Genomic DNA, 23,600 nt, shown 5'->3' on the forward strand with positions numbered 1-23,600 from the left:
AAAATAGCTTAAAACGCATACTCAGCATGCGCAAAGCCTGTAAAAATCATAAATTTTTGCAGTTATCCTGCCCATCCGCGCGAAAGCCAACAAGCCACACGCTAAAGAGACCATCATGAAATTTGACACCTCCCCTGTTCAAACCACCGTTGCCAGCCCGCTCGGGCCTGTCGTCATCGCCGCCACCGGCAAAGGGCTGGCCGGGCTGTGGTTTGCGGAAAACCAGCGCTTTCTGCCGCCTGAACTCACAGGCCCGACGGCTTGGCAAGATGACGCCAGCCATCCGGTTTTGCAGCAGGCCCGCCAGCAACTCGGCGAATATTTCTCCGGCCAGCGCAGCCGGTTTGACCTGCCGCTGGACCTGGGCTGTGGCACGGCGTTCCAGCAATCGGTGTGGCAGGCGCTGCTCGATATTCCCCAGGGCGAGGTCACCAGTTACGCAGAAATCAGCCGGCGCATCGGCAAACCGGCGGCGGTGCGGGCCGTGGGTGGCGCCATCGGGCGCAACCCCATCAGCATCATCGTGCCCTGCCACCGGGTGACGGGCAGCAGCGGCGCACTGACCGGCTACGCCGGCGGACTGGACCGCAAGACCGCCCTGCTCCGGCTTGAAGGCGCATTGGCCGAGAGCCTTCTTTGAACGCGCGGTCGCCCGCGATGGGGGCTGCCAACTGTGTTGCGGCAGCCAGCCCCAAAAGCTGGACCACTGACTTCGTGCTGCTGGCGGCTATCTGGGGCTCGTCATTTTTGTTCATGCGGATGGGTGCGGTCGAGTTTGGACCGCTGCCAACCGCCGCTGTGCGGGTGACGATTGCGGCGCTGTTTTTGCTGCCGCTGGTGTGGCTGCGTGGCTTGCTGCCCGTGCTGCAGAAGAACTGGAAACGGGTTTTTTTCATCGGCATCCTCAATTCGGGTATTCCGTTTGCCTGCTTTTCGTTTGCGCTGCTGTCCATCAGCACCGGACTGGCCTCGATCCTGAATGCCACCGTGCCGATGTTCGGCGCGCTGATTGCCTGGCTCTGGCTCAAGGACAAACCTACCGCCTGGCGCTTCGCGGGGCTGGTCATCGGCTTTTCCGGCGTCGCGCTGCTGGCGTGGGACCAGGCCAGCTTCAAGCCGAACGCTTCGGGCGTGGCGCCAGTCTGGGCCGTGCTGGCGTGCCTGCTCGCTTGTGTTTGCTACGGCATTTCGGCCAGCTACACCAAACGTTATCTTTCCGGTTTTCCGCCACTGGTGACGGCCGCCGGCAGCCAGATCGGTGCCACATTGGGCTTGTCCCTGCCGGCTTGGTGGCTGTGGCCGGCGCGCATGCCGGGTGCGTCGGCCTGGCTGGCGCTGCTGGCCGTCGGCGTGGTCTGCACCAGCATCGCCTACATCCTGTTTTTCAGGCTGATTGAAAACGCCGGTCCGGCGCGCGCGCTGTCGGTGACGTTTGTGGTGCCGGTGTTTGCGGTGTTCTACGGCGTGCTGTTTCTGGGCGAGTCAATCACGCCGTGGATGCTGGGCTGCGCTGCGGTCATTGTTTGCGGCACGGCACTGTCCACCGGACTGCTTCGGCCAGGACGCCGGCGCGCCATGCTGCCCTGAGTTATTGCAACACGCCGGCCACCACGTTGATGCTGAGCGCCAGCACCAGCATGTTGAAGCCGAACGACAGCACACTGTGCACCAACGTGAGCCGGCGCATCTCTCGCGAGGTGACCTGCACGTCAGAGACCTGCGACGTCATGCCGACCACGTGGGCGTAGTACAAAAAGTCAAAATAATCCGGGTCCTGCCCGCCCGGAAACGCCAGGCCCGGTCCATCGGGCTCTTTCAGCTTTTCCTCCTGGTAATAACGATGGGCATAGCGAAACGCAAAAATCGTCTGGATAAACAGCCAGGACGTGATCAGCGCGACCACTGACAGCGCGAGATGAAGCGCACGCGTTGTTCCGGAGAATGCTTTGCCCTGCTGCATCATGACCACGATGGCGGCCACGCAAGCCATCGTGGCCAGCAGCATCAGCAAAAACAGCACCACGCTGGGTTCGTCCTGCGCCTGCGCGCGCTCGCGGGTTTTTTGGGCGTCGAAGCGCTCGCACAGCCACCAGGCCAGCGCCAGGTACACCGCCACGCCGACGCTCCAGCCCAGCAGTCCGCGAAACTGCCAGACCAGCGGCAGCGGCAGGCCAGCGCTTGCCAGGCCCGCAAGCAGGCCATACAGCAGCCGCTGCGGCCCGGTGGTTTCGGAAAGAGAATGACGCATGGCGCCATTGTGCAGCCCGGCGGGTGCGGACAATAATCGATATTTCCATTCGCCTTCCCATTCGCCATAACCAGACCGCCCATGTCGTTCAAGAAGCACCCCAGAAAAGTCCATATCGCCCGACAGGGAGTTTTTTATTCGCTGGTCCTGTGCGCAGTGATCCTGCTGTTGGGCGGCTTTGGCTTCTGGCTGCTTGACCCCGGTGTGCACACCATGGCCGAAGGTTTGTGGCTGGCGTTCACCACGGCAGCCACGGTGGGTTATGGCGATGTGGTGCCCAGCACGCATGCGTCGCGCATGTTCGCCGTCATCGTGGTGCTGCTGGGGCTGGCAGTGCTGTCACTGGCCACCGCCTCGCTGGCGGCCATCTTCGTGGAGAAGGATGTCGAGGAAGGCGAAGAACTTCACATTGAGCACCAGCTGATGCACGAGATCAGGCAACTGCGCGAGGAAGTGCAGTCGCTGCGCCTTGACATCCAGCGCGAAAAATCCGGCCGGTCCTGATGGAATCAAGCCGACAGCCCGCGAAATTAGCGAGCTCCCCCAGTCCCATGCCACCCCGATGGGCGATTCAACCGATTGAACAATGGACGCCCTGAACGCTCCCGACACGCTGGACAACGTGCATCACCTCGACAGCCTGCACAAGCTGGCGCCTAAGCTGACGCCCCGTGGCCACCTGCTGGCCACGCCGCAGGACGATGCGCCGCCACTGGCGCCGCACGTCAGCCAGGAACTGCAGGAGGCTTTTGCGCTGGGCAGCGGGCATGGACTGCTGCTGCTGGGAACAAAGCATGTCGGCCAAGCCCTGCCGCCAGCCTGGGCCTGGTGGCGCGCCGTGGCAACGCTTTATGTCACCGCCCTGTGCGCCGTGCCCGAGGACGGCAAGATCGAACTTTCCATGCCCGAGTCCGCAGAATTTGACGCGCTGATCGCCGACCTGCCGCCCATGACAGGGGCCGAGTATGTGACAGCCCAAGGGCTGGCGGTGTTGTGGAAAGCAATGGATGGCGCCCTGAAGCTGGAACTGGCAGCGGCCGGGTTGCCGCTGCAGGCCTTTCTGAAATCGCGCCATCCGGCCTGGAACCTGGTCGGCCGCGTGCATTTCAACCTGGCGGAAAACCGCAAGGATCCGGACGCGCCGTTCGCCTTTCTGGCTACCTACACCGCGCGCCTGTCGGCACATGGAACGGCGCAGCACCAGCCCCTGTCGCAAGCGCTGGCAGAATTTTCTGACAGCAAGAGCCGGGCGCAACTGCTGTCGCTGCTGCTGCCGGTGAAGCGTGCGGCCGAACACTGTGGCTGGCTGCGCGAAATGGTCGAGACCGGCGACATCTACCACCCGCTGCGCTGGACCGCGCTGGATGCCTTTCGTTTCCTGTCCGACCTTGCGAAACTGGAAGCCGCCGGCATCATCGTGCGAACGCCGAAGGTCTGGAAAGCCGGCAAACCGTTGCGCCCGGTGGTCAAGGTCAGTGTCGGCACGCGAGCGCCATCGCTGCTGGGCCAGAATGCGCTGCTGGACTTCAGCATGCATGTCTGCCTTGACGGCGAAAACCTGAACGACACTGAAATTGAGGCGCTGCTCCAGCGCGGAGATGGCCTGCAGTTCATTCGTGGTCGCTGGGTCGAAGTCGATCGCAAGGCCATCGGCCGCCTGCTGGAGCGCTTTAAAGCGATTGAAGCCGCCGCCGAGAACGGCCTGTCCTTTGCCCCGGCCATGCGGCTGCTGGCCGGCGCTTCGCTTGACGAAAGCGGCGAGCCGCTGGACGCCGACTGGTCCGAACTGGCCGCCGGCCCGTGGCTGGCCGACACCCTGGCCGGGCTGCGCAAGCCCGAGGGCCTGGCGCAAATCGATCCGGGGCCGGAGCTCAAGACCACATTGCGGCCCTATCAGCAGGCCGGCGTGCGCTGGCTGTACCTGCTGACCCGGCTCGGACTGGGCGCTTGCCTGGCCGACGACATGGGACTGGGCAAGACGATTCAGGTGCTCGCGCTGCTGCTGGTGCTCAAGCGCGAAGGCAGCGCCAGCGCCACCGCTTCTGCCCACCAGCCCAGTCTGCTGGTGGCACCGGCCTCGCTGCTGGCCAACTGGGCAGCCGAAGCCGGGCGCTTCGCCCCGAACCTGCGCGTGCTGGTGGCCCATCCGTCAGCCATGCCACCCGCCGATTTCAAGGCGCTGGATGCAGCGCGGCTGGCCGGTGCAGACCTGGTCATCACCAGCTACGGCTCACTGCTGCGCCAGCCGCTGCTGCAGGGTTTTGACTGGCGGCTGTTCGTGATCGATGAAGCGCAGGCGATCAAGAACCCGGGCACCCGGCAGACGCGGCAGGTCAAAAAAATCAAGGCGCAGTCGCGTATCGCCCTGACAGGAACGCCGGTGGAAAACCGCCTGTCCGACCTGTGGTCGATTTTTGACTTCACCCACCCCGGCCTGCTGGGCACGGACAAGGTGTTTGCCAAGTTCACCAAGCGGCTGGCCGCCGCCGAACATTTCGGCCCCTTGCGCGCGCTGGTGCAGCCGTACATCCTGCGCCGCCTGAAAACAGACAAGCAGGTGATCAGCGACCTGCCCGACAAGACCGAAGTCAAGGCCTGGTGCCTGCTGAGTCCGCTGCAGGCGGCGCTCTACCAGCAGTCGGTGCAAGACCTGGCCAATGCGCTCGAAGACGCCGAAGGCATTGGCCGCAAGGGTGTCGTGCTGTCCTTCTTGATGCGCTTCAAGCAGATCTGCAATCACCCTTCGCAATGGCTGGGCGACGGCGCCTGGAAAGCGCCCGACAGCGGCAAGTTCGCCCGATTGAAAGAACTCGCCGAGGTGATTGCCGCCAAACAGGAAAAAGTGCTGGTTTTTACCCAGTTCCGCGAAACCACCGAGCCGCTGGCGGCGTTTCTTGGCAGCATTTTTGGCCGCGAAGGCCTGGTGCTGCATGGCGCTACGCCGGTGGCCAAACGCCGCGAACTGGTCAGGCGCTTTCAGGAAGACGAGCAGACGCCGTTTTTCGTGCTGTCGCTCAAGGCCGGCGGTGCAGGCCTGAACCTGACGGCAGCGTCGCATGTGATTCACTTTGACCGCTGGTGGAATCCGGCTGTCGAAAACCAGGCCACCGACCGCGCCTTTCGCATCGGCCAGCAGCGCAACGTGCTGGTGCACAAGTTTGTGTGCCAGGGCACGGTGGAAGACCGCATCGACCAGTTGATTGAATCCAAGCAGCAACTGGTTCAAGATGTGCTGGAGGGCGGCGCTGAACTGTTGCTGACGGAGATGAGCGACCGCGAACTGCTGGACTTGGTCAAGCTGGATATTCACGCTGCCAAAGAAAACTGAAGTCAGGAAGGAGAAATAATGCGTGACGACAACTACGGGTGGCCCGCTTATGTATCGGTCGCCGAACGGCGGGTAAAAGCCGAGAAAGCTGCTGGCAAGGCGAAAAAAGCCGGCGCTGTCTTGACGCCGATCATGCCTTTTCGTGGCGTCCTCGCCAAGACTTTCTGGGGCAAGGCCTGGTGCGACAACCTGGCCAACTACAGCGATTACACCAACCGCCTGCAGCGCGGCAGCAGCTATGTGCGCAACGGTTCGGTGATTGACCTGCAGGTCACGCCCGGCGAGGCACGCGCGCAGGTGATGGGTTCGAGCCTTTACAAAGTGTCTGTCAGCGTGACGGCCGTGCCTGAAAAGCAGTGGAAAACCATCTGCACCGATTGTTCGGGTTCGATTGATTCACTGGTCGAGTTGCTGCAAGGCAAGCTGTCAGGTGCGGTGATGGAGCGCATCTGCAAACCAGGAACCGGACTTTTCCCCTCACCCGAAGAGATCACATTTGACTGCGACTGTCCGGATTACGCATTCATGTGCAAACATGTCGCTGCCGTGCTGTACGGTATAGGGACCCGGTTGGACCAACAACCCGAGATGCTTTTCAGCCTGCGCCGGGTCGATGCCAAGGACCTGGTCCAGCAAGCAGAGGGGGGACTAAAGCCTTCAGCCAAGCGCATGGCGCCGGGCAAGGTGCTTGACGACGCGCTGCTGGGGAATGTGTTTGGTATCGAAATGGCAGAGCCGGCGCTGCCAGCCAAGCCTGCAACGCTCAAGGCAGCGGCAAAAAAATCGGCAAAAGTAACAGCCAAGTCTGTTACGAAGCAGGGAAAGTCAACGGCGAGCACACCAAAAGCAAAGCGAGCGCCACCCGTGAAAACAAAGAAGGCAAACGACTGACTTTCGCTTAAGGGCGAAGGTCCTCGACCTTGGCCGCCTCCTGGATAACGTGGATTTCGCGCTGCGGAAAGGGGATCGAGCAGCCGCCCTGCTCCAGTTTTTCCTTGCAGCGCTGGATGAGGTCGAGCTTGGTGCCCCACCAGTCGGTACGTGAGGTCCAGACACGGAACAGGATGTTGACCGAATTGTCGCCCAGGCTGTCGACCTTGATCAGCGGGGCCGGGTCCTGCAGGATGCGTGACTCCTCTCGCGCTATCTGATTCAGGATGGCCAGCGCAGTGTCAATGTTGTCGCCATAGGCAATGCCGTAGGACTCGTCAATGCGGCGGATGTCTTTGTCCGTGACCGACAGATTGACGATGGTTTGGCCCCAGATTTTCGAGTTTGGAATAAAAACAATAGGGCCGTCCGGCAGATGCGCCTTGCAGATAAAGAATCCTGGCGCGTCAATGATATAAACCTTGCCGTCAAGCTGGACAGCATCGCCAATATTGAACGGACGAAAAAACAAAATCATGACGCCTGCAGCCACATTGCTCAGCGTTCCCTGCAAGGCCAGCCCGATGGCCAGGCCGGCCGCACCCAGCAGGGCAATCAGGCTGGTGGTCTCGACGCCGAAGCGGTTCAATACGGCAATCAGCGTAAAAATAAGCACCGCGACGCGGACAATTTTTCCCGGCAACTGGTGAAAAACCGGATCTATCTTGTCTATTTTTTTGACGGCACCGTTGACCATGCGGCTGAGCCAGCCTGCCACGATGTAACCCGCAATCAACGTGGCAATCGCCCCCAGCACGTTCATTCCGTACGTCAACAAATAGTCTGTCAGGCGTTCAAGGTTGTTTGTAAATTGGTCGGGCATGGGTGTTTTTTGTACTTTCAAAAAGAATCATGGCTCGAGATTGCTTGTGCAAGAGGCCAGCGAAAGCCCGGCATCAATAAATACCGGGTGACAGGGAGGTGGCTGCCAATTGAGCCCTGTGGTAAGGGCCAGTTCCAATTTTTGGATAAAAAAAGGGTTGCCGCTATTTTCATGGTGGCAAACCCTTGGATGCTGGCGGAGCGGACAGGAGATTGGTCAATCTCTATGCAAACCAAGTGTTCATACGGCTTTGCGGTCGATTCACACTGCAAGGCCATTCTTCAAGAATGGCTCATTCCAATGGGCAAGCGAGCCGCTACTGTAGCGCGGATTCAAGTTTCTGTTTGAAATTCGTACCCGTGACCACGCAGCCTCAGAAATGGGTGTTGATGGGCGTTTTATTGGGCCTGTACGACCATTTGTGGGCATGCGCCGGATACCGCCAAAAATGGGTGTGAATGGGTGTGAATGGGTGTGAATGGGTGTTCATCATCCAACGCGCAGGAAACGCTGTTGATTTTGGTGCCGGCTACCGCACCGACGGTAGTCTCCCTTCGCCCACAGCAATAGCTTAGCCCTTCCCGAGGGAGGCCTGGTTTCGCCCAAAGAGTTCTTACACTTAGGTTCATGGGCTGCGGTCGATCAGGTTTTTTCGCGGCTGGCCAAGGAGGAAAAAGGTGCCAAGGGTAGTCCGTAGTGCTTATATCGCCCCCACCTCCAACCGTTTTGGCACGCGCTCTACCGCCCTGGAAAAAGTGGTTGAGGCCCTTGCAAGCCAAAGCGGCAATATCGTTGCGCCACATGGCGCCAATGCGGCGAACGCACTGGGCCTGAACCAGCAGTTCCCGATCTGTGAGGTCTACCTGACCTCAGGGCGCACCCGCAAATTCACACTCGGTTGCTCCAAAATCATGGTCAAGCATGCCCCCCGATTGACGCTTGCTTTGGACATGGATCAGGCCTGTGTCGCAGTTCGTGCCTTGGCAAGGCTGGGGCCTATGCATGACAGCAAAACGCTAGCCGTACTGCACCGTTGTCTTAAGCCAATTGAATGGAAAGCCCTGGAATCCACCCATGCTGTCCTGCCAATCATGGATGGCGCGCCATCGGCGAGGAAGCTCATCGTGTCTGGGCCATCACCGTACCCTGATCACACTTCAATGACTTGTCCATCTGTTGTGACAACGTCGCAATCTTGGTCGCAATCGCTTCGCGCGCGGGCCAGGCGCCATGACCGGCCAAGTCTACGTTCTTGGCACGGGCCCCTGATGCGTATCCTCTTGCGAACCTGTCAGATGCGCTCATCAAGCAGCTGATGGATCCGAGTCGTGTGCTGTGCGGCGCGTTTTCTGCGCTGGAGCGTCAGAGCTCCCACAAGCAGATAGACCATACAAAGAAATCCCTCATAAAACCCGATCCCGCGTGGAATAAAGCAAGCCGAGCACCTCGCAAAGCCAGACAACCCGCTTGGACTGAGACTTGCGATGGTGGTAAATGGACAGCACCTTTTTAGTTAAAAAGGTCGAGATTCATCACCTTGGTCCAGGCAGTCACGAAGTCACTGACAAACTTCTTTTGCGCAGTCGCACTGCCATAAACCTCGGCTATCGCTCGCAACTGCGCGTTCGAACCAAAAATAAGATCGACCCGCGTGGCGGTCCAACGACGTTGGCCGGTCTTGCGGTCCACCCCTTCGAACTGGTCCCCTGCCTCTGAAAGTGACTTCCATTGAGTGCCCATGTCGAGCAGATTGACAAAGTAATCGTTGCTCAGCGTGCCCGACTTGCTGGTGAAAACGCCATCCAGGGTCTGGCCCACATTCGCTCCAAGCACCCGAAGTCCACCGACGAGCACGGTCATCTCCGGAGCCGTCAGTGTCAACAGCTGTGCCCTATCGAGCAGCAGAGCTTCTGCAGGCACGCTGTAGCGGGTCTTTTGGTAGTTGCGGAAGCCATCAGCGATTGGTTCGAGTGGCGCAAAGGAATGCACGTCGGTCTGCTCTTGCGACGCGTCCATGCGCCCCGGCGCGAAAGGAACAATGACTTCATACCCTGCGTTCTGAGCTGCCTGCTCCACCGCTGCGCTGCCTGCCAGAACGATCAGATCAGCCATTGAAAGCTTCTTGCCACCGGACTGAGCATTGAACTCCTTGCAAATCCCCTGCAATATCTGCAGCACCTTGGCCAGTTGCTCTGGCTGATTGACAGCCCAGTCCTTCTGCGGCGAAAGCCGGACTCGGGCACCGTTTGCACCGCCCCGCTTATCGGAGCCCCTGAACGTGGACGCTGACGCCCAGGCGGTCGAAACAAGTTCGGCCACTGTCAGTCCCGATGCAAGTACCTTTTTCTTCAGGGATGCCACATCCTGCTGATCCACCAGGGCGTGGTTGACTTCCGGGATTGGGTCCTGCCAGATGAGCACCTCAGCCGGCACCTCGGGGCCAAGATAGCGAGCACGCGGCCCCATATCGCGGTGGGTGAGCTTGAACCAGGCACGTGCGAAGGCATTGGCGAGCTCGTCGGGATTTTCATGGAAGCGCCGGGAGATTTTTTCGTACGCCGGATCCATTCGCAGCGAAAGATCTGTGGTCAGCATTGTCGGACGGTGACGCTTGGAGGGGTCATGCGCGTCCGGGATAATGTCGGGAGCGTTCTTGGCCACCCACTGCTGCGCGCCAGCCGGGCTCTTGGTCAGTTCCCATTCAAAGCCGAACAGGTTTTCAAAGTAGTTGTTGCTCCACTTCGTCGGAGTGCTGGTCCATGTTACTTCCAGCCCGCTGGTAATGGTGTCGCGGCCCTTGCCGCTGCCAAAGCTATTGGTCCAGCCGAAGCCTTGGGCCTCCACGCCAGCCGCCTCGGGCTCATTGCCTACATGCTCCGAAGGTGCGGCACCGTGGGTCTTGCCGAAACTGTGACCGCCGGCGATCAGCGCCACAGTTTCTTCGTCGTTCATGGCCATACGGGCGAATGTCTCGCGTATGTCAATGGCGGCGGCAAGCGGGTCGGGTTTGCCGTCCGGACCTTCAGGGTTGACATAGATCAAACCCATCTGAACCGCGGCGAGCGGGTTTTCGAGGTCGCGCGTGTGGGTCACTTCGCTGTCGTCGTCCTTGACCAGAACGCCATGACCTTCTTCAACTCCGGGCGATCCTTTTAAATAACGCACGTCGCCGCCGAGCCATTTCGTCTCGCGACCCCAGTACACATCCTGATCCGGCTCCCATACGTCCTGGCGACCGCCTGCAAAGCCGAACGTTTTGAAACCCATGGTTTCCAGTGCCACGTTGCCCGTGAGGATGATCAGGTCGGCCCAAGAAATTTTCTCGCCGTATTTCTGCTTGATTGGCCAAAGCAGGCGTCGAGCCTTGTCCAGACTCACATTGTCCGGCCAGCTGTTCAGCGGCGCAAAACGCTGTTGACCGCGCCCCGCCCCCCCCCGGCCATCGCCTATCCGGTAAGTGCCTGCGCTGTGCCATGCCATGCGGACGAACAATCCTCCGTAATGTCCGAAGTCCGCCGGCCACCATTCCTGGGAATCCGTCATCAACGCAGCGAGATCGGTCTTTACTGCCGCCAGATCCAGGCTGTTAAATGCCTGGGCGTAGTCGAAGTCCTGTCCCATCGGGTCCGACTTTGCTGAGTGTTGATGCAGCAGTTCCAGCGGTAACCGGTTGGGCCACCAATCACGGTTGGTTGTACCAACTGCAGCAGCTGCGCTGAATGGGCATTTGGCCTGGGCATTTTCGTTACTCATATCAAAGCTCCTTTTATGCATTGCGATGGAAACCATATCCGAAATATTCTGTTCGAACAAATGCTCGCATGCGGGAAATTTTCTCAATGACGGCGATAGCAGTCTAAAGCTCCTCGGTCTGGAAGCCATGCGCCTACAGACGGAGCGCGGCAGGATCAACCGGTCGACAGGCAAAATTGCTGACCAAACCCTCTTATTCTTTGGGGCCACGTGAATAAAAAAGCGAGCACCCGTCAGTTTGAACTCTAGGACTCGTTCAGGCAACCCCAATTGGTGTGAGTACAAGTCGCAAGCATCGTCAACTAACCATCAGCCGCCAGCGGAAAGCCTGCCCGTGAGGGCCAGCATTTCATCTTTCCCGTTGTTGTCGCGGATAGGCCGCAGTCGGTAGTCTTCAACACTTCCCGTGCTGGTGTTTTTAATACCGCTGTCATAGGATGCCGGCACCGCCGGACCCACCACTCGAACAGCCCACCATCCATACCCATGGGGAGAGGGTGAGGGGAGGATATCCACCAGCCTTCCCACATTTGTTCCTTTAATGATGTAAGCCAGATCACCGATTTTGCAGCGAAGCATGGTCCTTCTCCTTGTTAAAAGTTTTATTGGAAGGCGCATGTTCCGTAAAGAGCGCCATGTCATCTGTCCCTTTAATGCCCCGGATAAGCATTGAGACATGTCTTCGGCCAAGCTCCGAACCACATTGGCAACATTCCAATATGCTTATTTTCAATAAGAAATTCCGGTTACCCATCACTGAAAACCCTAGTGCTTGATTGAGGAAGAATTTCCGCCTCAATTTGGATCTTCCCTGGTTTTTCAGTGGAGAACCATCATGCCCCGGGTTTTGTCTGCTTTGCCCTGCACCCCCGAGCAACGCGAGATGTTGACCTCTCTGGCCCGAGGCAAAAAGATTGAAGCGCGCCTGAAAGAACGAGCTCGCATTGTGTTGCTAGGCATTGACGGAGTCGGGGTTGAAGATACGGCAAAGCAAATGAAACTCAATAAAGACACTTTGTCTCCGTGGCACTGTGGTTTTTTTGACCGCTGGCGTGGCGGGCCTGCAGGGCCGGCCTAGCTGGGGAGCGCCGCGCATGCACGACCCGGAACTGCGCAAGCGTATCCTGGCCCCACTCGAACTGGTGCCCTCATGAGGATTTGGCCACTGGGACGGCTGCCTGCTGGCGAGCACGTTGGGGATGGCCATGTGGCATGTCTGGGAAACTCTGCGTGCCGAAGGCATCGGTCTGTCGCGCAGGCGTTCTTGGTGTGTCAACCAATATCCCGACTTTTCCGCCAAGGCGGCAGATGTGATGGGACTTTATCTGTCTGCACCGGAAAACGCCATCATCTTCAGTGTGGATGAGAAGCCTTCAATCCAGACTATCACACGTCCTGCGGGCTTTTTTCCAGCTGGTAACAAGGTGGTTCAAGGTGACAAGGGCACCAATAAGTGCAACCGCACTATCACCCTCTTTGCGGCTTTGGAAGTCGCGACTGGCAAGGTGATTGGCCGGGCGAACAAAAAGAAGACGCGCAAAGTTTTTATGAGCTTCATGGATTGAGGTCGTGGCCTCTACAGTTACGAACTAGGCTCCTGCACGTCGAATTGGACAACTTGTTGACCTACAAGAAGTGCGATGAATTGGCTGGCCCGGCACCCGAGCGAGAAATTTCACTACATCCCGACTTCGGCAAGTTAGCTCAACCAGGTCGAAAGCTGGCTTGCCCTACTCATCCGCAAGTCCCTCAAGAGAGCCAGCTTCGCCAGTGATTTTGGGTTGGTGGCGCACATTAGCGCCTGCCTCAAGGGCTACAACCAGAACCCAGTAGCCTTCGTATGGAAGAAGCGCGAGGCGCGAGGTACGAGGCGCCCGGCTTCGCAATACCGTAGGGAACTTCGCTAATTAAAGACCAGCACGAACCAATGCTTAGAGCTGATCCCGGGTTTTGAGCGACATTTTGATCTCGGGCCGTTCACTCCATCGCGGGGGCAGGGATCTGGAAATAACGACATGGAAATAATAAATACCGTGGCGAAAGCGACGGATGTCGGCAGGAATACGCATTGTGGTGGTCCTTGAATGGTCCACTGCAATGGCCTCACCTCGAAAGCAGCCTAAAAGACAAAAGGCCCGATTACTCGAGCCTTTTGAAGGTTTGGCGGAGCGGACGGGACTCGAACCCGCGACCCCCGGCGTGACAGGCCGGTATTCTAACCAACTGAACTACCACTCCTGGTAGAAAAGCGTTTGCTCTTGCGAGCCAAGTGCTTAACAACTTGTGCTTGTTCTCTTTGCCTTACGACAAGGAAATTTGGCGACCCTACGGGGATTCGAACCCCGGTACCTACCGTGAAAGGGTAGTGTCCTAGGCCTCTAGACGATGGGGTCTTAACCTGGTGACTTCCGGCGCAGGCTTTTCAAGGCCTGCAAAAATCTCGACAATCTTTTAAATCACAAAACGGATTTAAGAGGAAAGCCCTCGTAATTCATAGAATTGCAAGGGCTTCAATCTGGCGGAGCGGACGGGACTCGAACCCGCGACCCCCGGCGTGACAGGCCGGTATTCTAACCAACTGAACTACCACTCCTGGTAGAAAAGCGTTTGCTCTTGCGAGCCAAGTGCTTAACAACTTGTGCTTCTTCTCTTTGCCTTGCGGCAAGGAAATTTGGCGACCCTACGGGGATTCGAACCCCGGTACCTACCGTGAAAGGGTAGTGTCCTAGGCCTCTAGACGATGGGGTCTTAACCTGGTGACTTCCGGCGCAGGCTTTTTAAGGCTTGCAAAAAAACTTCAAAAATTCTCAGACAGTTGGTGGAGGTAAACGGGATCGAACCGATGACCTCTTGCATGCCATGCAAGCGCTCTCCCAGCTGAGCTATACCCCCTTAGTCACCAATTTCTCAGTAACCTGTCGAGCCTCAAATTATATCGACAAAAATCAGGCTTTTAAAAAATTTCAAACTAAATTCAATTTGGCGATGACTTTTTCTCGAACCATGAGTTCGACAACTGCATCAAGTGATGGTGTTTGCGGCGTTCCCAAAAGCAGGACGCGCACGGGCATGGCCAGTTGCGGCATTTTCAGGCCGGTGTCCAGCAGCACCTGCTTGATGACTGCGGCAACCGCCGCCTTGTTCCATTCGCAAACCGCCAACGCATCGGACAGCTTGGCCAGCGCAGGCCGCACGGCGTCGGTGACATGCTTGCCGACGTCTTCGGCGCTCGCCTGCCCGCCGGTGATGAGCAGTTTGAGCCACGCGGCCAGTTCGACCAGCGTGCTGCATCGGTCCTTGAACAGCGCGCAGCCGCGCGCCAGCCATACTGCATCCAGACCCGTTACACCGTCAAGCGCCAGGAAAGGCGCTACCAGCCCCGCCAGTGTTTCATCGGCCATGGCCTTGAGGTGCTGGGCATTGACCCAGCGCAGCTTGGCCTCGTCGAACTGCGCGGCGCTCTTGCCAAGGTGGTCGAGGCTGAACCACTGCAAAAATTGCTCACGGCTGAAAATCTCGTCGTCGCCATGGCTCCAGCCCAGGCGCGCCAGGTAGTTCACCATCGCGTCTGGCAAATAACCCTCGGCGGCATATTGCGTCACCGGCTTGGCGCCGCTGCGCTTGCTCATCTTCTCGCCCTGCTCGTTCAACACGGTCGGCAGATGGGCATAAACCGGCACGTCCCGGCCAAGTGCGCGCAAGATGTTGATCTGGCGCGGCGTGTTGTTGACATGGTCGTCGCCGCGAATCACATGGGTGATGGCCATATCCATGTCATCGACGACGACGCAGAAGTTGTAGGTCGGCGTTCCGTCGGGCCGGGCAATCACCAGGTCGTCGAGTTCGTCATTGCTGATTTCGATGCGGCCCTTGACCTTGTCGTCCCAGACCACCGCGCCGCCCTGCGGATTCTTGAAGCGCAACACGGGCTGCACGCCTTCGGGAATGGACGGCAGCGTCTTGCCAGGCTCGGGCCGCCAGGTGCCGTCGTAGCGGGGTTTTTCTTTCGCCGCCATTTGTGCTTCGCGCAGCGCGTCCAGCTCGCCCATGCTCATGTAGCACGGGTAGACATGGCCTGCAACCACCATCTCGGCCAGCACCGCCTTGTAGCGGTCCATGCGCTGCATCTGGTAAAACGGGCCTTCGTCGTAGTCCAGGCCCAGCCAGCGCATGCCTTCGATGATCACATCGACAGCCGCCTGGCTGGAACGCTCCACGTCGGTGTCTTCAATGCGCAGGATGAAATCGCCACCGGTGGCACGGGCGAAGGCCCACGGGTACAGGGCTGAGCGGATGTTGCCCAGGTGGATGAAGCCGGTGGGCGAAGGGGCGAAGCGGGTTCTTGTTTTGGATGTCATGCCAGAGTGTCCAGGCCGCGCGAGAGGTCGGCTTTCAGGTCGTCAATGTATTCAAGTCCCGCCGCAAAGCGGATCAGGCTTTGCTTGATGCCGGCGGCCTGGCGCTGCGCTTCGGTGAGCCGGCCATGGGAGGTGGTGCCGGGGTGGGTGATGATGGACTTGGTGTCGCCCAGGTTGGTGGCAATGCTCACCACCTGCGTGCTGTTGATGACGTGAAAAGCATTGGCGCGCGCCGTTTCCGGGTCGCCGCCGCGCACGTCAAAGGACAGCACCGCGCCGCCCAGCCCACCCTGCTGGCGCATGGCCAGTTCGTGCTGGGGGTGCGAAACCAGGCCCGGGTAATGTACGCGCGTCACCGCCGGGTGCGTTTCCAGCCATTGCGCCATCGCCAGCGCCGTGGCACTTTGCGCCTGCATGCGGATGCGCAGCGTTTCCATGCCTTTCAGCACAACCCACGCATTGAACGGCGCCAGCACCATGCCGGCGGTGCGCACGATCGGGCCAAACACATCGACGATCAGCTTCGACGGTCCGCAGATCGCACCCGCCATGACGCGGCCCTGGCCGTCAAGGTACTTGGTGCCCGAATGGATGATCAGGTCGGCGCCCATTTCGGCGGGCCGCTGCAGCGCGGGCGAGCAAAAGCAGTTGTCCACCGCCAGCAACGCGCCACCCGCATGCGCCACGTCGGCCAGCGCCCGGATGTCGCAGACTTCGGTCAGCGGATTGGTCGGGGTTTCGGCAAACAGCAGTTTGGTGTTCGGGCGCATGGCTGCCTGCCATTGCCCAATGTCGGTCTGCGAGACAAACGTGGTTTCAACGCCGAACTTGGCGAATTCCTTGCCGAACAGGTTCAGCGTCGAGCCGAACACCGACTGCGAACACACCACATGGTCCCCGGCCCGGAGCAGCCCCATGCCCATCATCAAAATGGCACCCATGCCGCTGGATGCGGCAATGGCCGCTTCGGTGCCTTCCAGCGCGGCCAGCCGCTGCTCAAAGGCAGCCACGGTTGGATTCGACGTGCGGGCGTAGGTAAAGCCTTCCTCGGTGCCGGCAAAGCGGCGTGCCGAGGTTTCAGCATCGGGCTGCACAAAGCCGCTGGTCAGGTACAGCGCTTCGGAATTCTCGCCATACTGGCTGCGTTCGACGCCGACACGCACGGCCAGCGTGTCAGGGTGCAGGTTTTCGGGCAGTGGTCGTTGGGTCATTTCAAGCTTCCTGCGGATTGGGCAGCGCCAGACGCGAGACATCGACGTCGCCGTCTTCGCCAATTTTTTCGGCGGTGTCGCCGCGCCCCGCATTCATAGCGGCAATGGTCTCGGCTGTCACGTCGCCGGTGACGTACACGCCGTCGAAGCAGGACGCATCAAAGCCGTCGAGTTCCGGATTCAACGAGCAGATGGCGCGCTTCATGCCTTCGACATCCTGGTAAATCAGGGCGTCGCAGCCAATCACCTGGCGGATTTCCTCGATGGTGCGGTCATGTGCGACCAGCTCGCCCGGCGTCGGCATGTCGATGCCATAGACGTTCGGGAAACGCACCGGCGGCGCGGCGCTGGCCAGGTACACCTTGCGCGCGCCGGCATCGCGTGCCATCTGCACGATTTCACGGCTGGTGGTGCCGCGAACGATGGAGTCATCGACCAGCAGCACGTTGCGGCCCTTGAATTCGCTGGCGATCACGTTGAGCTTCTGGCGCACCGATTTCTTGCGAACGCCCTGCCCCGGCATGATGAAGGTGCGGCCGACGTAGCGGTTCTTGACGAACCCTTCGCGGTAGGGAATGCCCAGAAGGTGCGCAAGTTGCGTGGCACTGGGGCGGCTGGACTCGGGAATCGGGATGATCACGTCGATCTCGTTCGGCGGCACTGTGGAAATCACACGCTTGGCCAGCGTCTCGCCCAGATTCAGGCGCGCCTGATAAACCGAAATGCCGTCAAGCACCGAGTCCGGGCGCGCCAAATACACAAACTCGAAAATGCACGGCTTGAGTTGCGAATTTTCGGCGCACTGTTCGGCATGCACCTTGCCGTCCAGGTCCACGTACACGGCTTCGCCGGGCGCAATGTCGCGCTCGAACTGGTGCGCGGTACCTTCCAGCGCCACCGATTCGCTGGCCACCATGACGGTCTTGCCGTCTTCGTTCTGGCCATGACCGATGCACAGCGGGCGAATGCCGAACGGGTCGCGAAATGCCAGCAGGCCATGGCCGGCAATCAGCGCCACCACCGCATACGAGCCCTTGATGCGCTTGTGCACACCGCGCACGGCGGCAAATACGTCGGCCGGCGTCAGCGGCAGGCCACGGGTGGTTTTTTCCAGCTCATGCGCCAGCACATTGAGCAGTACTTCGGAGTCGCTGTCGGTGTTGATGTGGCGGTGGTCGGTGTTGAACAGCTCGGCCTTGAGCTCGGCTGCGTTGGTCAGGTTGCCGTTGTGCGACAAGACCAGGCCAAACGGCGCATTCACATAAAAGGGCTGCGCTTCGTCTTCGCTGAAGGCATTGCCCGCCGTTGGATAGCGCACCTGGCCCAGCCCCACATTGCCTGGCAGCGCCCGCATGTTGCGGGTACGGAACACGTCCCTTACCATGCCCTTGGCCTTGTGCATGTAGAACTTGCGTCCCTGCTGGGTGACGATGCCGGCGGCATCCTGGCCCCGGTGCTGCAGCAGCAACAGTCCGTCGTAGATCAGCTGATTGACCGGCGCCTTGCTGACGATTCCAACTATTCCGCACATGGTTTTTTACTCATGGTGTGTCGATTTCTCAACGTAAAGACAAAACAAAAAAATCAACCCAGATACCTGGCAAACGGCTCCGGCAACAATGGCTTCAGGCTGACAAGAGTCGCCGTCAGCGTTTGCGCGCCGATGGACTCCTGCCACCAGTCGCTCGACTTGAGCGCCGTCATGTCGATGACAACAGTGGCGGCCAGCAGCAAAATCATGCCGCGCAGGATGCCGAACGCCGCACCCAGCGTGCGGTCCACAGGCCGCAAGCCGATGGCGTCCACCAGCCGCTTCAACAAGGCGGCCAGCAAACCGGCGGCAAACAGCGCGGCGATGAACACCAGCACGAAAGCCGCTGCATAACGCACCGGCTCGGTGACCGACTGCCAGGGAAGCAGCAGAGCCACCTGCGGCGCAAACCATTGCGCCACATAAAACGAAGCGGCCCAGCCCAGCACCGACAACACTTCATAAACCAGGCCGCGCCAGGCGCCCAGCAACAGTGAAAAAAACAAAACCCCTGCCAAAATCCAGTCAAGCGGCATCACAGTGCGGCCCGCTAGACTAGAAACTCAGGACGGCAACCGGCAAATCAAGCGCCCTGATCTTGTTCACCGCCTTTTCAGCCTCCGCCTTGTTGGCAAACGGCCCGACGCGAACGCGGACACGCTTGCCCTCCTTGGTGTCGACCACTTGGGTGTAGGTGTTGAGGCCGGCTTTTTCCAGCTTGCGGCGTGTTTCCTCGGCCTTGGCGGCATCGGCAAAAGCACCCACCTGCACCACCATGCGGCCCTTGGTTTCGGCGGCAGCGGCCTTGTTTTCTTCGACAGTCGCCGGCTTGGTCGGTGCTTCCACCTTGGGGGGTTGTACAGCAGGCCTGGCGTTGAGCAACGCCAACGCCCGCGCGCCGTCATTGCTCAAAGGAGCCGGCTTGGCAGGCACAGGTTCGGGCTTGACCGCTGGCTGGGCTTCCACTTTTTCGACGGGCTTGGGTTCAGGTTTGGGTTCAGGGCGTGACCTGACCTCCGGCCTGGCTTCAACTATTGCCTCCTGCCGGGGTTCTGGCTTCACTTCTTTTTTAATAGCTGGAGAAGCAGGCTCGGCAAGCGGTACAGCCGGTTCTGATGGATAAATTTCTTCGGTAGGTGACAAGCTCGTGGCCGCCGTCACCGTTTGCGCTGCAGACGAAGTCGTCTTGGCTGGAGCCGGCGCGGTGGCCACTGCAGGCGCAGGCACGGGAACCACCAGCGGCTTGACGTTATTTTTCCCTGGAATTTCAATCGGAATATCGACAGCCACCGGACGTGGCTGGGTTTCAAACAGCATTGGAAAGCCGATAACGCCCAGCAGTACCAGCACCGATGCACCGATCAGCCGGTGCTTGGCACGCTTGCGCAGCACTTCGACGCTAAGCGCCTGGGTGGCTGAACCGACAGGAGGGGTTGGACTGGTGTCGCCCCGACGGAACTTGAAAAACGCCATGGTGTGTTGAGAGTCCGTTGAAGGCCAGGTAGGGGTTGCAAACCGTTTGCGGTTCTGACGCAGGCGGCTGAGCCGGTTAAGCCGGTTAAGCCGGTTTATTCGGCCTCAGGCCGACAAATGCGGCGCCGAAAGTCGCGGCACGCCGTTCTTTAGGATTCCGCCCACGGTGTAAAACGAGCCAAAAACCACAATTCTATCAGTCGGGTTTGCCGCCTTGACAACTGCTTGCAATGCCAAATCAGGGCTTTTGTAAGCAGCGGCTGTCACGTCCGGACGGGTGTTGCCGGCCTGCCAGGCAAGGCGCAGCGCTTCGCCTGAGGCAGCCCGCGGCGTCGGCAGGTCGGTAAAATACCATTTATCGATAAGCGGGCTGATGCGCGCCAGCATGGGGCCGACGTCCTTGTCGGCCATGGCGCCAAATACGGCATGCGTGCACGGATAAAACCCCATGGCGTCGAGGTTTTCGGTCAGCGCGGCCACCGAATGCGGGTTGTGCGCCACGTCGAGCACCAGCGTCGGCTGGCCGGGAATGATCTGGAATCTTCCCGGCAATTCGACCAGCGACAGGCCATTGCGTACCGACTGCGCGGTGACCGGCAGACGGTCGCGCAAGGCGGTCAGCGCCGCCAGCACACCCGAGGCATTGACCAGCTGGTTGGCACCGCGCAGCGCTGGATAAGCCATACCGGCATAGCGGCGGCCGCGTCCGGCCCAGCTCCACTGGAGCTTGTCGCCGGAAAAATTGAAGTCGTGGCCAAAGCGCCATAAATCGGCGCCCAGGGCGGCAGCATGGTCGAGCACGCTTTGCGGCGGCACCGGGTCGCTGACAACGACCGGCCGGCCGGCGCGCATGATGCCGGCTTTCTCGAAGCCGATGGCTTCCCGCGTCGATCCGAGCAATTCCATGTGGTCCAGGTCGATGCTGGTGATGACGGCGCAGTCGGCGTCCAGGATGTTGACGGCGTCGAGCCGGCCGCCCAGGCCCACTTCCAGGATCACCACGTCGAGCTTCGCATTGGCCAGCAGCTGCAGGATGGCCAGGGTGGTGAATTCAAAGTAGGTCAGCGATATTTCATTGCCATTTTGGCATCTTGCGCTTTCCACAAAAGCGAAGTTAGCTATTAAATCAGTAGCACTGACGATGTCGCCCCGCACCCGGCAACGCTCCTCGAAATGCACCAGATGCGGTGAGTTGTAGACGCCGGTCTTGTAGCCTGCCTCCATGAGGATGGCTTCCAGCATGGCGCAGGTCGAGCCCTTGCCGTTGGTACCCGCCACGGTGATGACCGGGCAGTCAAACTTCAGCCCCATGCGTTCTGCCACGGTCCGGACGCGGTCCAGGCCCATGTCGATGCTTGTGGGGTGCAGGCGCTCGCAATGCGCCAGCCAGTCGTCCAAAGTGGTGAGATTTTGCATAGAGATTTGCATTGTCGCGCAAGGCGCAAGACCCGTGTCCGGAAGTGCTTCAGCGGGCAAAGCGGTCAGTCGCGGCCAGCAGTTGCGCCAGGATGCCGGGCTCGTCGAAGGCATGGCCGGCGTCGGCAATCAGGTGGAATTCAGCCTCGGGCCAGGCGCGGTGCAGGTCCCAGGCGGTTTTGGTCGGGCAGGCCATGTCGTAGCGGCCCTGCACGATGACACCTGGAATGCCGGCGAGCCTGCCTGCATCGCGGATCAGCTGGCCCTCTTCCAGCCAGCCGCCATGCACGAAATAATGGTTTTCGATGCGCGCGAACGCCAGCGCAAAGTCGTCGCCACCGTGCCTGGCCTCGCCCGTCGGGTCTGGCAGCAGCGTGATGGTCTGCCCTTCCCACAGGCTCCAAGCGCGCGCGCAGGCCAGTTGCGCGGCCCGGTCGCTGCCGACCAGCCGCCGGCGGTAGGCCGCCATCAGGTCGCCACGCTCGGCTGGCGGGATCGGTGCCAGGAAATCCTCCCACAGGTCGGGAAACAGCCAGGACGCGCCTTCCTGGTAATACCAGTGCAACTCGGCGCGGCGCAATGTAAATATGCCGCGCACGATCAGTTCGGACACCTGCGCCGGATGCGTCTGCGCATAGGCCAGCGCCAGCGACGAACCCCAGGAGCCGCCAAACACCAGCCAGCGCTCCACGCCAATCAGGCTGCGCAGCCGTTCGATGTCGGCGACCAGGTGCCAGGTCGTGTTGTTGTCCAGCGACGCATGCGGCGTGGAACGGCCGCAGCCACGCTGGTCAAACAGCAGCACGCAGTAGCGCGCGGGGTCAAACAGCCGCCGGTGGTCTGGCGAGCAACCCGAACCCGGTCCGCCATGCAAGAACACCGCCGGCTTGCCTTGCGGATTGCCACACAGTTCCCAATAGATCGAATGGCCGTCGCCGGTGTCGAGCGTGCCGGTGCGAAACGGCTCGATCGGCGGGTAAAGCGCAGGCGCAGCAATGGCGGGTGCAGAAGAAATCATGCGGTATTCCTCAAAACAGGTCAGGCAACGAAGGCACGGCGTCAAGGCGTCGGCGAATTCATGCATTATTCCAGCACGCAGCCTGCGGTCCGAATGCTACACAATCAATAGCTGCTTAAGCCCGTGGGTATTGCGCAAAGCATACTACTTCCTTATAAAAAACCTGAAAATGACAAAATGACCATTCTCTACGGCATTCCAAACTGCGACACCGTCAAAAAGGCCCGCACCTGGCTTGCGGAACACGGCCAGGACCACAGCTTTCATGACTTCAAAAATCAGGGCGTTCCCCCGGATCAACTGACGCGGTGGGTAAACGCTGCTGGCTGGGAAAAGCTGCTCAACCGCAAGGGCACGACCTGGCGCAAGCTTGACGCGGCGACGCAGGCCACCGTGGTCGATGCGGCCAGCGCCCAGGCCGTAATGCGCGCCAACCCGAGCGTGATCAAGCGGCCGGTGATGGACTGGGGTCCAGACATCACGGTCGGCTTTGATGCAGCCGACTGGTCCGGGCGGGTTTGAGCCGGTCGGGTCTCGCTCGATGGTCACCAGCTTTACAGAACAGCGACCGAACTTTGTGCCTTGAAACAGGTCATATTCATTAAAATCGGAGTTTCTGGAAAATTGAAAACACAGCAGTTTCACAACGCGCGCGCGATTGGCAAGTTGGACAAAGAGGCCTGGCTATGAAAAACATCTTCATCAAAACCTGCATGGGTTCAGTGGTGGCGACAGCCGCACTGGCGTCGGCGCCCGCATCGGCCATGGACATTTTGGCGCGAGTGATTTCCAGCACCCCGGTGGTCCAGCAAGTGGCCGTGCCGCGCCAGGTGTGCAACAACGAGGCCGTCTTGGTACAGCGACCCACTTCTGGTGCGGGCGCGCTGATGGGCGCCATCGCTGGCGGCGCGGCGGGCAATGCCATCGGCAACGGCGGCGGCCGGGCAGCGGCCACCATGATCGGCCTGGTGGGTGGCGCCCTCCTCGGTGACCGCATTGAGGGCCCGAACAACCAATTGCAAAACGTGCAGCAGTGCAGCACGCAGACGTTTTATGAGAACCGCGCCAGTTACTTCAACGTGGTGTACGAATACCAGGGCACGCAATACACCGCGCAAATGCCCAACGATCCGGGCTTGCATGTGCGGCTGAATGTCACGCCGGTCGGCGCCATTGAAGCCGCACCGCAACCTTTCCAGTCGCCGCAGCCAAGCTATTCCCCGCCGGTGCAGGTGCAGCAGGTTTACGTGCAACCTCAGCCGGTTTATGTGCAGCCGGTGGTCACCGCGCCGGTGTATTACTCTGGCTACCCGGCCTATTACGCCCCCCGTCCCTACTACGCGCCGTATTACCCGCCCATCGGCCTGTCGCTCAACTTTGGCTACAGCCGTGGCTTTGGCGGCGGGCATCGAGGCCACTGGCGCTGAATCCTTCATACTGAAAACAAAAAGGGACGCTCCAGTGAGCGTCCCTTTTTGTTATTTTCCACCCTGCGTTGCAGGCCCTGAGCC

The 23,600-nt window shown here is 60.0% G+C and carries 22 protein-coding genes and 5 tRNA genes; 11 read left to right on the forward strand and 16 right to left on the reverse strand.

Annotated features, from left to right (window positions below):
* Positions 1-115 precede the first annotated feature (115 nt).
* Both H4V98_RS16015 and H4V98_RS16020 read left to right on the forward strand, forming a co-directional pair.
* Entirely contained in the window at positions 116-640 is a 525-nt protein-coding gene (locus H4V98_RS16015) for a methylated-DNA--[protein]-cysteine S-methyltransferase (RefSeq protein ID WP_280757708.1), read from the forward strand.
* Positions 641-657: 17 nt separating this feature from the next.
* Positions 658-1,587 (forward strand): EamA family transporter, encoded by a 930-nt coding sequence (locus H4V98_RS16020; RefSeq protein WP_280757709.1) that lies wholly within the window; start codon positions 658-660, stop codon positions 1,585-1,587.
* A 1-nt stretch (position 1,588) separates the two neighbouring features.
* On the opposite strand, the gene H4V98_RS16025 is transcribed toward H4V98_RS16020, so the two are convergent.
* Positions 1,589-2,248, reverse strand: a complete 660-nt coding sequence (locus tag H4V98_RS16025) for a DUF1345 domain-containing protein (protein WP_196864562.1) — start codon at positions 2,246-2,248, stop codon at positions 1,589-1,591.
* Positions 2,249-2,329: 81 nt separating this feature from the next.
* Between H4V98_RS16025 and H4V98_RS16030 the strand changes: the two genes are divergently transcribed.
* The 3 genes from H4V98_RS16030 (at position 2,330) to H4V98_RS16040 (ending at position 6,467) form a co-directional block, all read left to right on the forward strand.
* Positions 2,330-2,752 carry a potassium channel family protein gene (locus H4V98_RS16030; RefSeq protein ID WP_280757710.1) on the forward strand — a complete coding sequence of 141 codons (423 nt, stop codon included), beginning with the start codon at positions 2,330-2,332 and terminating at the stop codon, positions 2,750-2,752.
* Between the two features lie 82 nt (positions 2,753-2,834).
* A complete protein-coding gene (locus H4V98_RS16035; RefSeq protein ID WP_280757711.1) occupies positions 2,835-5,576 on the forward strand; it encodes a DEAD/DEAH box helicase in 2,742 nt (913 codons plus the stop codon).
* Positions 5,577-5,594: 18 nt separating this feature from the next.
* Complete coding sequence (locus tag H4V98_RS16040) at positions 5,595-6,467, forward strand: SWIM zinc finger family protein (protein ID WP_280757712.1); 873 nt, start codon at positions 5,595-5,597, stop codon at positions 6,465-6,467.
* 7 nt (positions 6,468-6,474) lie between these two features.
* Here the strand turns inward: H4V98_RS16040 and H4V98_RS16045 are convergent, their stop codons facing one another.
* Entirely contained in the window at positions 6,475-7,329 is an 855-nt protein-coding gene (locus H4V98_RS16045) for a mechanosensitive ion channel domain-containing protein (protein ID WP_280757713.1), read from the reverse strand.
* A gap of 9 nt (positions 7,330-7,338) precedes the next feature.
* On the opposite strand from H4V98_RS16045, the gene H4V98_RS16050 reads away from it, so the two are divergent.
* Together H4V98_RS16050 and H4V98_RS16055 are read left to right on the forward strand one after the other, a co-directional pair.
* Positions 7,339-7,677, forward strand: coding sequence for a hypothetical protein (locus tag H4V98_RS16050; protein WP_280757714.1), 339 nt, complete (start codon positions 7,339-7,341; stop codon positions 7,675-7,677).
* 329 nt (positions 7,678-8,006) lie between these two features.
* Positions 8,007-8,645, forward strand: a complete 639-nt coding sequence (locus H4V98_RS16055) for a DUF6088 family protein (protein WP_280757715.1) — start codon at positions 8,007-8,009, stop codon at positions 8,643-8,645.
* A gap of 193 nt (positions 8,646-8,838) precedes the next feature.
* Here the strand turns inward: H4V98_RS16055 and katG are convergent, their stop codons facing one another.
* The gene (gene katG / locus H4V98_RS16060; protein ID WP_196864567.1) at positions 8,839-11,082 is read right to left on the reverse strand and encodes a catalase/peroxidase HPI; all 2,244 of its coding nucleotides are present in this window, start codon (positions 11,080-11,082) and stop codon (positions 8,839-8,841) included.
* Between the two features lie 309 nt (positions 11,083-11,391).
* Complete coding sequence (locus tag H4V98_RS16065) at positions 11,392-11,661, reverse strand: hypothetical protein (protein ID WP_196864568.1); 270 nt, start codon at positions 11,659-11,661, stop codon at positions 11,392-11,394.
* Positions 11,662-11,854: 193 nt separating this feature from the next.
* Here H4V98_RS16065 and H4V98_RS16070 point away from each other — a divergent pair, with 193 nt between their 5' ends.
* Both H4V98_RS16070 and H4V98_RS16075 read left to right on the forward strand, forming a co-directional pair.
* Positions 11,855-12,160, forward strand: coding sequence for a helix-turn-helix domain-containing protein (locus tag H4V98_RS16070; RefSeq protein WP_196868291.1), 306 nt, complete (start codon positions 11,855-11,857; stop codon positions 12,158-12,160).
* Positions 12,161-12,287: 127 nt separating this feature from the next.
* Positions 12,288-12,647: a hypothetical protein gene (locus H4V98_RS16075; RefSeq protein WP_196864569.1), complete on the forward strand. Its 360-nt coding sequence runs from the start codon at positions 12,288-12,290 to the stop codon at positions 12,645-12,647.
* Between the two features lie 596 nt (positions 12,648-13,243).
* On the opposite strand, the gene H4V98_RS16080 is transcribed toward H4V98_RS16075, so the two are convergent.
* The 12 genes from H4V98_RS16080 to pip all read right to left on the reverse strand — a co-directional run bounded on the left by H4V98_RS16080 (position 13,244) and on the right by pip (position 22,089).
* A tRNA-Asp gene (locus tag H4V98_RS16080) sits at positions 13,244-13,320 on the reverse strand.
* 79 nt (positions 13,321-13,399) lie between these two features.
* A tRNA-Glu gene (locus tag H4V98_RS16085) sits at positions 13,400-13,475 on the reverse strand.
* 123 nt (positions 13,476-13,598) lie between these two features.
* A tRNA-Asp gene (locus tag H4V98_RS16090) sits at positions 13,599-13,675 on the reverse strand.
* Positions 13,676-13,754: 79 nt separating this feature from the next.
* Positions 13,755-13,830, reverse strand: a tRNA-Glu gene (locus H4V98_RS16095).
* Positions 13,831-13,898: 68 nt separating this feature from the next.
* Positions 13,899-13,974: transfer RNA gene (locus H4V98_RS16100), tRNA-Ala, on the reverse strand.
* A 71-nt stretch (positions 13,975-14,045) separates the two neighbouring features.
* Entirely contained in the window at positions 14,046-15,440 is a 1,395-nt protein-coding gene (gene gltX, locus H4V98_RS16105) for a glutamate--tRNA ligase (protein ID WP_196864570.1), read from the reverse strand.
* Positions 15,437-16,651 carry an O-succinylhomoserine sulfhydrylase gene (locus H4V98_RS16110; protein ID WP_196864571.1) on the reverse strand — a complete coding sequence of 405 codons (1,215 nt, stop codon included), beginning with the start codon at positions 16,649-16,651 and terminating at the stop codon, positions 15,437-15,439. The genes gltX and H4V98_RS16110 overlap by 4 nt, the downstream gene beginning before the upstream one ends.
* Position 16,652: 1 nt before the next feature.
* Positions 16,653-18,182 carry an amidophosphoribosyltransferase gene (gene purF, locus H4V98_RS16115; RefSeq protein WP_196864572.1) on the reverse strand — a complete coding sequence of 510 codons (1,530 nt, stop codon included), beginning with the start codon at positions 18,180-18,182 and terminating at the stop codon, positions 16,653-16,655.
* Between the two features lie 53 nt (positions 18,183-18,235).
* Positions 18,236-18,721 carry a CvpA family protein gene (locus H4V98_RS16120; protein WP_196864573.1) on the reverse strand — a complete coding sequence of 162 codons (486 nt, stop codon included), beginning with the start codon at positions 18,719-18,721 and terminating at the stop codon, positions 18,236-18,238.
* Between the two features lie 16 nt (positions 18,722-18,737).
* Positions 18,738-19,655 carry an SPOR domain-containing protein gene (locus H4V98_RS16125; RefSeq protein WP_196864574.1) on the reverse strand — a complete coding sequence of 306 codons (918 nt, stop codon included), beginning with the start codon at positions 19,653-19,655 and terminating at the stop codon, positions 18,738-18,740.
* Positions 19,656-19,760: 105 nt separating this feature from the next.
* Complete coding sequence (gene folC / locus H4V98_RS16130) at positions 19,761-21,071, reverse strand: bifunctional tetrahydrofolate synthase/dihydrofolate synthase (RefSeq protein ID WP_196864575.1); 1,311 nt, start codon at positions 21,069-21,071, stop codon at positions 19,761-19,763.
* Positions 21,072-21,120: 49 nt separating this feature from the next.
* Positions 21,121-22,089, reverse strand: a complete 969-nt coding sequence (gene pip / locus H4V98_RS16135; protein ID WP_196864576.1) for a prolyl aminopeptidase — start codon at positions 22,087-22,089, stop codon at positions 21,121-21,123.
* 177 nt (positions 22,090-22,266) lie between these two features.
* On the opposite strand from pip, the gene H4V98_RS16140 reads away from it, so the two are divergent.
* Positions 22,267-22,611, forward strand: coding sequence for an arsenate reductase (locus H4V98_RS16140; RefSeq protein ID WP_196864577.1), 345 nt, complete (start codon positions 22,267-22,269; stop codon positions 22,609-22,611).
* Positions 22,612-22,775: 164 nt separating this feature from the next.
* Positions 22,776-23,516, forward strand: coding sequence for a hypothetical protein (locus tag H4V98_RS16145; protein ID WP_196864578.1), 741 nt, complete (start codon positions 22,776-22,778; stop codon positions 23,514-23,516).
* Positions 23,517-23,600: the final 84 nt, after the last annotated feature.

This window comes from Polaromonas sp. CG_23.6, assembly GCF_029892315.1.
Classification (GTDB): Bacteria; Pseudomonadota; Gammaproteobacteria; order Burkholderiales; family Burkholderiaceae_C; genus Polaromonas.